Source organism: Chroococcidiopsis sp. CCALA 051 (genome assembly GCF_003015105.1).
GTDB lineage: Bacteria > Cyanobacteriota > Cyanobacteriia > Cyanobacteriales > Chroococcidiopsidaceae > Chroococcidiopsis > Chroococcidiopsis thermalis.
In genome coordinates, this window is sequence record NZ_PYCI01000159.1 from 1 (window position 1) to 14,190 (window position 14,190).

The following is a 14,190-nucleotide window of genomic DNA, read 5'->3' on the forward strand; positions in this document are numbered from 1 at the left end:
ACCCATTACCCATTACCCATTACCAACTACTAATTCCCTACACCCTACATCCCACACCCTTTCTTCACGCTCTTACTGACAACTGCTCCCAACAGGTAATCAAATTTCCTGTAGCAGTTTTTGCGGATCGACTTGCGCAGCCATTTCTTGCTTTTTTAATTCAATTGCTTTTAGTTCATCTAATTGCCTGAGAATTTTTTCACCCACATTTTCTGGCAGTACTTGAGCAATACGCGAGGTTTCGTATTCTATAGAAATCATTCTAATAATTTGACAATATCCGTATAATAATTCTTCCGACAATTTAATTTGTTGTGCGATTTTGTCGATCCCTTTGCTCGTAATGTCAATTTGACGACTATATAATTCCTGTTGCGCGCTTAACATTTTTTGCTGTAAATTTTTTAAGCGTCGAATCAATTTTTTATTAGCATTTAACTCTTGTTGCAGCTTGAGAATCTGTTGCTCCATCTCATGTTTTTGCGATAGCAATTGTTGCTCAGAGGTGAGCCTACCTAACTCTTGGCGATCGCGCTCTTTGAGTCTTTGACGCATAGTTGCATAGGTTCCTATGCCTGCCGCTGTAGGTGCAGCCGCAGCTAATAGCAGTTTATTGGTTGTAGGATTTAGAATGCATAACGGTACGGTAATGGCTAGAGCAAACTTACTAATATTAAAAGCTAGAGATTTCGCTCTTGCTCCTGGTTTTCTTAAAAGATAATTTTCGCCTGTATGAGAATTTTCTAGCCATAGCAAATCTTTTAAAACCTTACCTTGCATCAGATAAAGCAAAAGTAGTTTATCTCCAGCTACAGCTGATATTCTTTCCTCTCGTCCTAAAGTAGAAAAATCTAGTGCTTGCAGCAGATTATTTTTGTATAGATTCCCTACATCATACAACCGCAATTGATAAACACGTCTGTATTCTGGTTGCTTATTATATTTATTTCGATACGATGATTCTAGATATGAATTAAAGCTAGCAACTTCGGTGCGTAATAAAGCATATCTATAGTCACACTTGAGACATATACCTTCGAGAAAGTCTTCATCGCATTCTTCAAAGCTGGGAAAATAGACAGAATGACGACAAGCCGGACAGGAAATTTGCAGTGTCATGGAAGGAGCTAGGGGCGATCGTGAGAGCTGAGAGACTGTAGGCAGAACTCTTTTTAAAGCATGAGGATTGAAAAAGGCTGAGGAAATCTTTCTTTTTCTGCAAAAAAAGTCTAGCCTCTAGCCCTTAATCCCTCGATCCTAACCCCAAGTCCCTCCAGAGAGGTTGCGGGGATGGCAGTTGAGTTAATAAAGTTGATAAACTGTTGTACGAGTTCGGGATTGCGCCATCCTCGATTGGTTTCTGCAACCAAAACTTTTAATGCTTCTTCCTGAGACAGCGCGCGTTTGTATGGGCGATCGCTAGTCAGAGCGTCATAAATATCAATAATTTGAAATACTTGGGCGAGATAAGGAATCTGTTCTCCAACCAGTTGATAGGGATAACCAGAGCCGTCCCAGCGTTCGTGATGGTGCAAAACAATTGGAATCACCCCTCGCATCGTCCGCAGGGGTTGACAGATTCTCTCACCAATCAAAACGTGCTGTCGCATCACTTCCCACTCTTTGGGATTTAGTTTTCCAGTCTTCAGCAGCACGGCATCGGGAATGCCAACCTTACCAATATCGTGTAAATAACTACCCCACATCAAATCTCGTCTCTGAGCGCGGGATAGATTGAGATAGCCACCGAAAGCATCGCTCAAGTTTACCAAGCGTTCGCAGTGATCGCCAGTATTGGGATCGCGGCTTTCCACTGCTCTAGCAATGGAAAATAACACCTGCGAAGCATGATCTAAATCTTCATTCAAACGCTTTTGACGCACCAAGGATTTGACGCGGGCAGCTAATTCCAGGCGATCGAAAGGTTTGCTTAAAAAATCATCTCCCCCAGCTTCAATCCCACGAATTCTAGCTTGTCTATCGTTTAAAGCTGTGATAAAAATGACTGGGATCAGCCTTGTCTGTTCGTCCTGCTTCAGTTGGCAACAAACTTCAAATCCATCCATTTCTGGCATCATCACATCCAGTAGGATTAGATCCGGTTGACCTTGACTGACGGACTCTAGCGCTGACGAGCCACTATCTGCTTCTAAAACTTCGTACCCCTCTACCGAGAGAATAGCTACAGCCGTCATACGACTAGCTGGATGGTCGTCAACTACCAGGATTTTAGGCGGAGCTAGATCGAAGCTGTTCACTCAATATACCTGTATTATTATCTACAATCTGAAGTCTGTGTGAAGTCTGTTGGAAGGACAACAAGCTAGACGGAACAATCCGTCAAAAGTAACAGACTCATCAGTGAGATTGTTTCATTTTGTCAAAAAATATCTGAATTATACCGGAAAAGTTTTAATAAATTAACTTTAGTTTATCTTTGAGGCATTAGTCACGTATGGTTAATTCTACCTCTGCTTTCGCAACTTCTACTTTCAGATTTTACTTTCACAACATACAGCACTTTTCTCAACTACTAACTCTTACCATTCTAAAGTTTAGGTGAGAAAAGACATAGTGGATACCAGTTTTTAAACCGTCTATAGCCACGCATTCGCAAGTCAACCCCACACCCCACAATCCATTCGCCGATAACTTTGTAGAGACGTTACATGTAGCGTCTCTACACTGATAACTGATAACTGATAACTGACTAATGCTCATCGCCTAAACAAATGCCCAAGCCACGGGCAGTTTTAACCAGCGTACCGTGAGGATTCACTGCGCGGTATTGGGCGATCGCCTCGGGAATAGGAACGCTGACAACTTGCCGTTTTTGCCACGTTACCATCTGGTCATACTGTGCTTCGGCAATCAGATCGACAGCCGCAACACCAAAAGCAGAGGCAATCACCCGTTCTAGTGGTGACGGCGTACCACCTCGTTGAACGTGTCCTAGTACCGTAACTCGCGTTTCTGCCCCAATCCGAGTGCAAATTTCGTCAGCTAAATATTGACCGATGCCACCATAGCGACATTGTCCCAAGCGATCGGTGGACATGACGCATACACCTGTTTCCGTCCGCACTGCTTCCGATACGACGACGAGAGAATAATTTTTCCCCTGTTCTTGTCTTTCTTTAATCGTGTAACAGACGCGCTCGACAGTGTAAGGAATTTCTGGAACTAAAATCACATCAGCACCACCAGCAATCCCCGCACTGATGGCGATATGTCCCGCATCGCGTCCCATGACTTCTAAAATCATCACCCGGGAATGACTAGCAGCCGTAAAATGTAACCGATCTAAAGCTTCAGTGGCAATACTGACAGCAGTATCAAAACCGATTGAAAGTTCGGTTACGCCGACATCATTGTCAATCGTTTTAGGAATTGCTACCAGGTTGAGATTTCCTTGTTGGGCAAGGCGACGTAAAATCGCCATACTACCGTCACCACCAATGCCAATCATGGCATCCAAGCCTAATTGGTGGTAGCCAGCAATAATGTCTTCCGAGCGATCGCGGATAGTCCCGTCTGGCATCGGAAAAGCAAAAGGATCGCCTTTATTGGTCGTTCCTAAAATTGTCCCACCAGCTACGAGCAATCCATCAACTTTGTCAATTTCTAAGGCGATCGCTTGTGGTGGTTGAGCCATCAATCCTAAAGTGGCTTGTCGAATTCCAAATACCTCCCAGCCATAAGTACCGACAGCGCGATGCACCACGGCACGAATCGCGGCATTCAAACCCGCACAATCTCCACCACTGGTCAAAATTCCAATTCTTTTCATTCAGTTATCAGTTATCAGTTATCAGGGAGCGATCGAGCGATCGAGCAAAGGGAAGAGAGAGTCGCGGAGCAAGACAAGTCGCGCATTCACAAGTCACAAGTCGCAATGAATTCCGAATTCCGAACTCCGAATTCCAAATTCTTTCCACGCACCACTCTACCAAAGCAGTACATTAGACTGAAACAGGTAGCATCGATCTTAATTACAATTTGATTTTAGATTTCTTTATTTTTTGCAATATTCAGCTAGTTCTACGCAGTGATTACTTCAGATAACGATTCTTTTGATTTTTCGGATGCATTAACTATTCCCCAAGCCCCGCCTGGTTATAAATCAGGCTTTATTGGGATTATTGGTCGTCCTAATGTTGGTAAATCGACGTTGATGAATCAACTTGTGGGGCAAAAAATTGCAATTACTTCTCCAGTCGCGCAGACAACGCGCAATCGCTTGCGAGGAATTTTGACCACACCCGCAGCTCAATTTATTTTTGTCGATACGCCAGGAATTCATAAACCCCATCATCAGTTGGGAGAAGTGTTAGTCAAAAATGCTCAGATTGCCATTGATTCTGTCGATGTAGTCTTGTTTGTGGTCGATGGTTCTCAAGTTGCTGGGGGAGGCGATCGCTTTATTATCGAGTTGCTAACTCAGACACAAACCCCTGTAGTTCTAGGGCTGAACAAAATCGACCGGAGATCGACTAATACTGAAGATTTGGATCGTTCTTACCAAGAAATAGCTAAATCTTACCAATGGCAGATGCTAAAATTTTCAGCTCTCAATGGTGAGGGCTTAGAAGCTTTGCAACAGGCAATTGTAGAATGTTTGGAGCCTGGTCCTTATTATTATCCTCCCGACTTAGTTACAGATCAGCCAGAACGTTTTATTATGGGAGAATTAATTCGCGAACAAATTTTATTGCTAACACGGGATGAAGTTCCTCACTCGGTAGCAATTACTATTGACAAAGTGGAGGAAGCTCCTAATATTACCCGTGTATTTGCGACTATTCATATCGAGCGAGATTCTCAAAAAGGAATTCTGATCGGTAAGGGAGGAGCAATGCTCAAAGCGATCGGTAGCGCTGCTCGCGAACAAATTCAAAAGCTAATCGCAGGGAAAGTTTATTTAGAACTATTTGTAAAAGTACAACCAAAATGGAGGCAATCTCGGCTCAGACTATCAGAATTTGGTTACAAAGTAGAAGAATAGTTGGTAATGGGTAATGGGTAATGGGTAATGGGTAGTTGGTAATCGGTAGTTGCTCCCTCAACTTCCTCAGTTCCCGATCGCTTTGCGACTCTTTCTTCTCCCCCCTGCTCGATCGCTCCCTGCTTCCTTGCTTCACTGATAACTCAAACATGTTTGAAAAATCTAATCAGACTTCACTCAATAAAAATAAAGATGTTGTCCTGTTAATTAAAGGATTAATTATTGGCAAAGTTCTGACCTTGCTGGTTATTGGTGGTTTGTTGTGGTGGCTAAAACCTCAATTATGGAGCAGCGCTACTGCTACAAATCAAACTTCAGAAAATCCAGTAGCAACAACCAATGGTTCTACCTACGATCGCACGACAGGTGTACCATCAGGTACGTTTAACTATGGTGGTAGTGCTGCATGGATACCAATCCGCCAAGTGGTTGACGCTCAGATTCAGCAAGCACGCCCAGAACTTCAATTGCGTTATGTCCAGCCGCCTAATGGTAATTTGAGTTCTAGTGTGGGAATACAGATGCTGCTCGACGGGAAATTAGATTTTGCCCACTCCTCTCGTCCGCTAACAGCAGCAGAAAAAGCACTGGCACAAAAGCAAGGATTGACACTGGCAGAAATTCCAATTGCGATGGATGGGATCGCCGCCGTCGTTCATCCCTCTTTGCAAATTTCTGGTTTAACCGTAGAGCAGTTGCAGCAAATTTATCAAGGCAAAATTACCAACTGGAGTCAGTTAGGTGGGGAAAACTTGCCAATCGTACCATACACTCGTCATCCTCAAGATGGTAGTCCGGTTGCAATCTTTTCTACGTCAGAGCAAGCTTTTGGGACAAACGTGCGCTCTGTCAACTCCACAACAGCCGCCTTGCGTTTAGTTAATCAGACTCCAGGTGCAATCTATTATGCTTCTGCCCGTGCGGTCGTGCATCAATGCGGGGTCAAGCCAATTCCCTTGGGAGAGAATAGCGATCGCTTCGTCGCTCCCTATCGCGAACCGCTATCTCAGTCTTGCCCTAATCAGCGTCATCAACCAAACTTAGCAGCTTTTGCAGATGGCAGCTACCCCCTAACTCGTAATTTATACGCGATCGTCAAGCAAGATGGAGGTAGGGCGCAACAAGCAGGAGAGGCTTACACCAAACTCCTCCTTTCTGACCAAGGACAACAAGCCATCCGACAAGCTGGCTTCGTGCAAGCAGCAGCCTCTACTACACAAAACAAACCAACTAACTAACAAATCTTTAATTCCGAATTCCGAATTCCGAATTCCGAATTCCCTAATCTAGTTCCCGCCGCCCTTCTAAAGCTCTTGCTAACGTCACCTCGTCAGCGTATTCTAAATCGCCACCTACGGGTAAACCAAAGGCGATTCGCGTCACTTTTGTGAATGGTTTGAGGAGTTGACCGACATACAGCGTTGTCGTCTCTCCTTCCACGCTAGGACCAATTGCTAAAATCACTTCCTTGGGTTGTTGTTGACTCACCCGTTGTACCAGTGATTGAACTGTTAGCTGTTCGGGTCCGATGCCATCCATCGGCGAAATCACTCCCCCCAAAACGTGATACTTGCCGTGATATTCTCTAGTTTTTTCCAGAGCAATCACGTCGCGGGAGTCAGCCACAACGCAAATTGTGTTGTTATCTCGGTTAGAGTTACGGCAGATTTCGCAAACAGGTTCCGCTGATAAATGAAAGCAGACTTTACACAAACCCACTTGCTGTTTGGCTTCTAATAAAGCCTGTGCTAAGGCTTGAACTTCTGCTTCTGGACGTTTCAAAATGTGTAAAGCAAGGCGCTGAGCGGTCTTGGGACCTACTCCTGGCAAGCGCTGCAACTGCTCGATCAAACGAGCCAAAGGACGTGCGTAAACCGTGGTCTTATCTCCTGCGATCGCTTCTTTATTTTAACAGGGAGTCGGGAGTCAGGAGTCGGGAGTCGCAACTAGCAACTAGCCACTCACAAATGACCAATGACCAATGACCAACACGATTTAAGATGTAAATGAGCTTTCAGCCCCCCAGTTAAATTTATGGAATTAGCAACTACTAATCTTCCCAGCAGCGATCTAGATGCCTTTTGGATGCCGTTTACAGCTAACCGTCAGTTTAAGGCTAGTCCCCGTTTGTTAGTGGCGGCTGAGGGGATGTATTACACCACATCTGACGGACGGCAGATAATTGATGGTACGGCGGGGTTATGGTGCGTCAATGCGGGTCACGGTCGCCGAGAAATTGCCGATGCGGTACAAAAACAGGTGATGCAGTTGGATTTTGCTCCGACGTTTCAGATGGGACATCCAGCACCGTTTGAATTGGCGACACGGTTGGTAGAACTTTTACCTGGAGATTTGAATCGCGTCTTTTTTATGAATTCTGGTTCGGAATCTGTCGATACGGCTTTGAAAATTGCGATCGCCTATCATCGGCTTAAAGGTCAAGGGGCGCGGCAAAGACTAATTGGTAGAGAACGCGGCTATCACGGGGTAAATTTTGGCGGTACGGCGGTGGGAGGTACGGGAGCAAACCGCAAGTTATTCGGCAACATCGTAACTGGAATCGATCATTTATCCCACACTCATAATTTAGAACATAACGCCTTTACTCGCGGACAACCTAAGTGGGGCGAGCATTTAGCTAACGAGTTAGAGCGCCTGGTAACGTTACACGATGCCTCAACCATTGCTGCTGTTATTGTGGAACCAGTTGCAGGATCGACAGGAGTTTTGCTACCACCAGTCGGATATTTGCAAAATTTACGCCAAATTTGCGATAAACACGGCATTTTACTGATTTTTGATGAAGTGATTACGGGTTTTGGGCGTTTGGGTAAGCCATTTGCTGCCGATTATTTTGGAGTCATACCAGACATAATTACGGTGGCGAAAGGAATTACCAACGCTACTGTGCCGATGGGAGCGGTATTCGTGCGCGAGGAAATTTACCAAACCTTTATTGAGGGAATAGAAAACGGGATTGAATTTTTCCACGGCTACACCTACTCCGGTCATCCCGTCGCCTGTGCTGCGTCTCTGGCTACGTTAGATATATACAAAAAAGAAGGATTGCTGACTCGCGTATCAGAAATTGCGGATTACTGGGAAAATGCCGTCCACAGTTTGCGCGGTTTACCCCATGTTATCGATTTACGGAATCTGGGATTGGTAGGAGCGATCGAACTAGAATCAATTCCAGGCAAACCAGGAGCAAGGGGATATGAAACTTTTGTCAAATGCTATCAGCAAGGCGCATTAGTCAGAGCAGCGGGAGATAATATTGCGCTGTCGCCACCGTTGATTATTGAAAAGCAGCATATCGACGAATTGTTTGGTGTGGTAACGGATGTTTTGAAGCAATTAGCGTGATGATTACATAGACTGTAGGGGCGCACAGCTGTGCGCCCCTACAAATTTTGCGTATTAATCGATCGCAAATTTATCGGCTTTCAGAAGCGACTCTGACATCTGTATCGCTGGGTTCCAACTGCTGGGGTGGCTGAGGTGGACGACGAGATTGAAAGCGATCGCGCAAATTACTGATAACAATGTACAGTACTGGCACGACAAACAAACTCAAGAACGTTGCCACGAACATGCCACCAAATACTGCCGTACCGAGTGCTTGACGACTTTTTGCCCCCGCACCCACGGCAATGACTAAGGGGAAAATCCCTAATAAGGTAGAAAGAGCCGTCATCAAAATTGGTCGCAAGCGTTCCTGGGATGCTTGAATCGCTGCTTGCGTAATTGACAACCCGCGATCGCGCAATTGGTTGGCAAATTCTACAATCAGAATTGAGTTTTTACTTGCCAATCCGATCAGCATTACCAAACCAACCTGACAGTAAACATCATTCGGTAAACCCCGCAGATTCTGAGCTAACAAAGCTCCGAAAATTGCTAGGGGAACCGCCAGCATGATGATCAATGGATCGACGTAATTCTCGTATTGAGCCGCCAGCACTAGGAATACGAAGACCAAGCCTAAAGCAAAGATAATCGGTGCTTGACCGCCCGATTCTGTCTCGTCTAAAGAAATACCCGACCACTCGTAGCCCATACTAGCTGGGAGAATCTCCGCTGACAGTTTTGCCATCGCGTCCATTGCTTGTCCGGTACTAAAACCAGGAGCCGCAGAACCGTTAAGTTCGATCGAGCGGAAGAGGTTATAGTGTGTAATTGACTGCGCTCCAGTAGTCGGGGTGACTTTTACCAAGTTGCTCAGCGGAATCATCTGCCGCTGGTCGGGATCGGTTTGATTCGATCGCACGTATAATCTACCAATATCCTCTGGATTCGAGCGAAACTGCTTGTCGGCTTGGACGTACACCCGATAAGTCCGCCGTTGTAGGTTGAAATCGTTGACGTAGCGCGAACCCATGTATGTTTGCAGGGTATTTAAAATTTCGTCTACATCGACTTGTAAGGCTTTGGCTTTGTTGCGATCGATCTCGATCTCCATTTGCGGCGCATTTGCCCCAAAAGTACTAAAGACAGCTGACAATCCAGGGGTTTGATTTCCACGTTGCATCAGTTGTTGCATCACGCCGACAAGATCGTTAAGGGGAAGATTTCCCTGACGGTCTTGCAGTTGATATTGGAAACCGCTGACGCTACCCAAACCGCGAATTGCGGGCGGATTTACAGGCAGAATTCTAGCTTCGGGAAATTGGGAAACAACACCGCGCATCCGATTAATCAGAGCTTCTGCCGATTGATTAGCTCCAGAGCGCTCACCCCAAGGTACGAGCGGGGTAAAAATTGCTCCCCTGTTAGCGGTGTTACCCGTACCGCCAATGCCGAAACCACCAACGGCAAAAGTTGCTTTGACTTCGGGTAATTTCAGATATTCAGTTTCGATTTTCCTCATCACGTCGCTGGTGTAGTTCAGCGAAGCTCCTTCGGGTCCTTGAATTAGGGTGATGAAATAACCTTGGTCTTCATCGGGTAAAAATCCGGTGGGGACGATTTGATACAACCATGCCGTTAGTCCTAAGAAGACGACAAATATTCCCAAAACAATCGGTTTGATCCGCGTTAGGAAACTGAGCGATCGCTCGTACTTGTGGCGCGTCCAATCGAGGAAGCGATTAAACTTACCAAACACCCAAGCAATAGGACCCCGTGCAGGTGGTTTCTGCCGCAGCAACAAGCCTGCCAGAGAAGGCGTTAGGGTAAGCGCCAAGAAGGTAGAAATTGTAATTGAAAAGGCGATCGTCAGCGCAAATTGCCGATAAATTTGTCCTGTGGCTCCTGGGAAGAAGGCGACGGGGACAAACACCGCCATTAGTACCAATGAAGTTGCAATCACTGCCCCAAACAATTCGTGCATCGCCTCCGATGCAGCTTGACGCGGTGGCATTCCCTCATCTTGAATCAAGCGAGAGATATCTTCCACAACAACGATCGCATCGTCTACTACCATCCCTGTAGCAAGGGTTAAACCGAACAACGTCAAGGAGTTAATCGAGAAATTGAACGCTTTAACAAAAGCAAACGTGCCGATCAAAGCTAGAGGAATTGTCACAACCGGAATCAAAGTCGTGCGCCAGTCCTGCAAGAACAGGTAAATCACCGCAATTACCAGCGCCACAGACATGAGCAGGGTAATAATGACTTCTTTGAGGGACTCTTCTACAAATAAGGTCGTGTCATAGGCTACCTGATATTCCATCCCTGGCGGAAATTGTTGAGATAGCCGTTCCATTTCGGCTTTAACATTTCGCGCCACCTCCAAATCGTTGCTACCTGGAATCGGAAAGATCCCGATCCCTACCGCCTCTTGACCCCGATACCGCAGGAACGAACTGTAGTTTTGCGCCCCCAATTCTACCCGCCCCACATCGCTCAATTTAATCAGGGTTCCGTCTGGTGCGGTCGAGATTACCATGTCTTCAAATTGAGACACGTCAACAAGTCTACCCACAGCCCGCAAGTCAATTTGATATTGCTGTCCGTCTTCTGTAGGTGGCTGACCGATTTGCCCCGCGCCTACTTGCAAGTTTTGTTCTTCGACGGCATCGACAACATCTTGTGCTGCTAAATTGCGGCTGGCGAGTTTATCGGGATCTAGCCACAGGCGCATAGCATAGCGACGTTCGCCAAAAATCCGCGCCTCGCTCACGCCCTTGACTCGTTGCAAGGCATCGACCATATAAAGATCGACGTAGTTGCTCAAGAAAACGTTGTCATATTGTTTGTTAGGCGAGAATATACCCATGCCCAACAGCAGGTTGTTGGTCTGCTTTGTCACCGTCACGCCGACTTGACGCACTTCCTGCGGCAACTGCGGTTCGGCGATCGAAACGCGGTTTTGCACGTCTACAGCAGCAATATCGAGATCCCGTCCTGCTTCAAACGTGACTGTAATCGTACTCGTACCGTCGTTGGCGCTACTGGAGTTGATGTATCTCATTCCATCAACGCCGTTGATTTCCCGTTCTAGTACTGTCGTTACTGTATCTTCTACGACTTCTGCACTTGCCCCAACGTAGTTAGCGGTTACTTGCACTTGGGGCGGCGCAATTTCAGGATATTGAGCGGCGGGCAGGGTAGGAATGCTAATCGCTCCTACCAGCAAAATAATGATGGCGCAGACGCTCGTAAAAACTGGTCGCTTGATAAAAAAGTCAACAAACATGAGGGAGTAGGGAGTAGGGTAGTTGTAGGGGCGGGTTTACCAAGCGGCTTTGCTACTAGCAAAAATTTCAGGTGAACCCGCCCGTACAGGAGTAGGGAGTGGTTCATAGTTAATAGCTAATAGTTGATTGCTATTAACCATTGACCATTAACTTATTGACCATTGACTCCCTTGTATCCTTAAGATTCAGGAGCGATCGGTGCGCCGTCTCTGAGGTTAAGCAGTCCTGAAGTGATAATTCGCTCTCCAGGTTTTAGTCCTTCGAGAACTTGGTAATTGTTACCTTGAATGCTGCCTAATTTGACGGGTTTTTGCCGTGCTATCAGTTGTGGTTGTCCCGATTGTGCCTGTTGAGACTGCTGTTGTGGTGCTGATTCTGCTACATAGACGAAGTTTTGCCCGCCAATCCGGTTAATTGCCGTTGTGGGAACGAGAATACCTTGGCGTTGATTCCAAATGACTCTCGCTCTTACATATTGGTCGGCACGCAGTTGATTTTGGGAATTTTCAAATAGAGATTTGACGAGTACGGATTGGGTATTAGTAGCGGTGTTAGGGGCAATGAAAAAGACCTTGCTCGTCCCTACACGCTTGCCTTGTCCGTCAAGCAGCTCGACTGGCATTCCCTGGCGTAGTTCTGGTCCCCGTTCGATGGGTACGGAGATATTGACTTCTAGGGGTTGGTTCTCGGTAACGCTTGTGAGTTGGGTTGATGTGTTGACAAAATCCCCCTCTTTGACCGGAATTCGCCCTACTGTACCCGCAAAGGGTGCGGTAATCGTGTAGTATTTCAGTTGCACTTCCTGTCCTTGGGTATTTGCTCTTGCTTCTGCCAAGGCTTTTTCCTGTTGAGCTACGGTAGCTTTCTGAGCGGCAATGCGTTTGTCGATCGCATTGAGTTCGGCTTTTGCCGTAGCAATTCTGTTGGTATAATCGTCCGCAACCGATCGCGCTACCGCTCCTTGGTCGGCAAGGTCAGAATATCGCTTGTATTCTTTTTCGTTAAATCTGACATTCGACAAGTTAGAAAGGCGTTCTGCTTGCAAGGAACTCAGGGTTGCTTCGGCATTTGCCACTTCTGCTTCGGCAGCTGCGATCGCGGCGGTAGAACTTTTGACGGCTGCTTGTTGTTCTTCTGGATCGATCTGGATCAGGTTCGCACCCCGATTGACGCGATCGCCTGGACGAACGAAAATACGAGAGACTTGCCCTTCAATTCTCGGCTGTAAAGTCACGGATCGTCGCGATTCTAAATTGGCAATATACTCGCTACTTTCGCTGACTGCTCCTGATTCTAGGGTGGCTAGCCTCACCTTAGTTGGCGGTTGCTGCTGTGCGGCTGAATTGGCGTTTTGATTTTTGGGTGCGAGTAAATACCATAGTCCAACTCCGCCACCAATGGCGATTAGACCGACCAATAACCACATCCACGGCTTGCGTTTACCTGGGGGTTTGTCTTGGACTTGTTTTCTCTCATCCGCTACGGATGCTTTAGGTTCTGATGATTCCATATTGAATAGAAAGCTTGCTAAATAAAAGTTTTGACTAACGAAGAGTCAGGAATTCTCTAAAGAGAATTGTAATTTTGGCTTATTGCCTCACCTTTGTGTAATAATTCATCGGTCAATACCAAACTCTACAGTTATCAGTTACATGTAACGTCTGTACAAAAAGTTGTCAGTTAGCGGTTTGATTACTTAAGTAGTGACTCCTGATAATAACGGTGGAAGTTATATTCGTAATAGGTTTAAATTCCCTTCTATACGCGATCGAGATTATTAGTTGTCTCCAATTCAAGTCACTTAAATTCGTTCCGGCGATTTTTGTTGAATGTTTATTGTCAAAAGTTGCTGTAACTGAGTAATATAAATTGACAAAACTTCCGCACGAAAACTGTAATAACAGTATTGCCCTGCACGCCTAGTTTCGATCAAACCGACTTTAACTAACTCCTTAATGTGATGAGAAACTGTTGCTTGCGATACAGGAAACTGCTCGACTATTTCTCGGCAAGATAGCTCATCATGGGTAGCGATCGCTGTTAGAATTTCCAATCGTCGTGGCTCTGCTAGAGCTTTTGCCACTTGCTGAAATTGGGCTGCGTCCATTTGAAATATTTCCTAGTTACTCAACCAATCGACGCAACCTAATACATAGTTTCAATAACATAGCCTTAATCACTATGCCTGAGTAACTATAGCTTCAATAACTCACAGTTTTAATACCTATAGTTTCAGTAACTATGTATAAATAACCCTGTCTAAATAACTATGTCGTTTATATATTGATATACATCGATTAACTGCTCCTGTCAACCGCTAGCAGCCAGATTGAACGAACGATCGCGAATCTACACCTTTTTCGGATTTTTGCGACTTCAAACCTCCAATTTCTATTGCTATGACAGAATTTTTAGCTCCTGCTTCTCCTTATATAGATTAAATCAAAATTACCGATTCTGATTTCCGACTTAAGATAGATGTAGTTAACAAAATTAACATTAATTCTCTCACTACACCCTACACCCCACACCCCACACCCCACA

At 45.7% G+C, this 14,190-nt stretch carries 11 protein-coding genes; 3 read left to right on the plus strand and 8 right to left on the minus strand.

What is annotated here, in order from left to right; genetic code table 11:
- Positions 1-99: 99 nt before the first annotated feature.
- From C7Y66_RS26550 to C7Y66_RS26560, 3 genes are all read right to left on the minus strand, one after another.
- Positions 100-1,119, minus strand: a complete 1,020-nt coding sequence (locus tag C7Y66_RS26550; protein WP_106547891.1) for a hypothetical protein — start codon at positions 1,117-1,119, stop codon at positions 100-102.
- Positions 1,120-1,229: 110 nt separating this feature from the next.
- Positions 1,230-2,258 carry a two-component system response regulator gene (locus C7Y66_RS26555; protein WP_106547892.1) on the minus strand — a complete coding sequence of 343 codons (1,029 nt, stop codon included), beginning with the start codon at positions 2,256-2,258 and terminating at the stop codon, positions 1,230-1,232.
- A gap of 452 nt (positions 2,259-2,710) precedes the next feature.
- A complete protein-coding gene (locus C7Y66_RS26560) occupies positions 2,711-3,790 on the minus strand; it encodes an ATP-dependent 6-phosphofructokinase (protein WP_106547893.1) in 1,080 nt (359 codons plus the stop codon).
- Between the two features lie 258 nt (positions 3,791-4,048).
- Here C7Y66_RS26560 and era point away from each other — a divergent pair, with 258 nt between their 5' ends.
- Positions 4,049-5,005 (plus strand): GTPase Era, encoded by a 957-nt coding sequence (era, locus tag C7Y66_RS26565; RefSeq protein WP_015154797.1) that lies wholly within the window; start codon positions 4,049-4,051, stop codon positions 5,003-5,005.
- On the opposite strand, the gene C7Y66_RS30690 is transcribed toward era, so the two are convergent.
- Entirely contained in the window at positions 4,968-5,156 is a 189-nt protein-coding gene (locus C7Y66_RS30690; RefSeq protein ID WP_146149885.1) for a hypothetical protein, read from the minus strand. The two genes, era and C7Y66_RS30690, sit on opposite strands and share 38 nt — an antisense overlap.
- Here C7Y66_RS30690 and C7Y66_RS26570 point away from each other — a divergent pair.
- Positions 5,155-6,243 (plus strand): PstS family phosphate ABC transporter substrate-binding protein, encoded by a 1,089-nt coding sequence (locus tag C7Y66_RS26570; RefSeq protein ID WP_106547894.1) that lies wholly within the window; start codon positions 5,155-5,157, stop codon positions 6,241-6,243. The two genes, C7Y66_RS30690 and C7Y66_RS26570, sit on opposite strands and share 2 nt — an antisense overlap.
- Before the next feature lie 43 nt (positions 6,244-6,286).
- Here the strand turns inward: C7Y66_RS26570 and recR are convergent, their stop codons facing one another.
- Positions 6,287-6,901: a recombination mediator RecR gene (recR, locus tag C7Y66_RS26575; RefSeq protein WP_106547895.1), complete on the minus strand. Its 615-nt coding sequence runs from the start codon at positions 6,899-6,901 to the stop codon at positions 6,287-6,289.
- A 138-nt stretch (positions 6,902-7,039) separates the two neighbouring features.
- On the opposite strand from recR, the gene C7Y66_RS26580 reads away from it, so the two are divergent.
- Entirely contained in the window at positions 7,040-8,371 is a 1,332-nt protein-coding gene (locus C7Y66_RS26580) for an aspartate aminotransferase family protein (RefSeq protein ID WP_106547896.1), read from the plus strand.
- A 70-nt stretch (positions 8,372-8,441) separates the two neighbouring features.
- Here C7Y66_RS26580 and C7Y66_RS26585 read toward each other — a convergent pair whose 3' ends face one another.
- From C7Y66_RS26585 to C7Y66_RS26595, 3 genes are all read right to left on the minus strand, one after another.
- Positions 8,442-11,645, minus strand: coding sequence for an efflux RND transporter permease subunit (locus C7Y66_RS26585; protein WP_106547897.1), 3,204 nt, complete (start codon positions 11,643-11,645; stop codon positions 8,442-8,444).
- A 179-nt stretch (positions 11,646-11,824) separates the two neighbouring features.
- Complete coding sequence (locus C7Y66_RS26590) at positions 11,825-13,156, minus strand: efflux RND transporter periplasmic adaptor subunit (RefSeq protein ID WP_106547898.1); 1,332 nt, start codon at positions 13,154-13,156, stop codon at positions 11,825-11,827.
- A gap of 291 nt (positions 13,157-13,447) precedes the next feature.
- On the minus strand, positions 13,448-13,753 hold the full coding sequence (locus C7Y66_RS26595; RefSeq protein WP_015154790.1) for a helix-turn-helix transcriptional regulator: 306 nt from the start codon (positions 13,751-13,753) through the stop codon (positions 13,448-13,450).
- Positions 13,754-14,190: the final 437 nt, after the last annotated feature.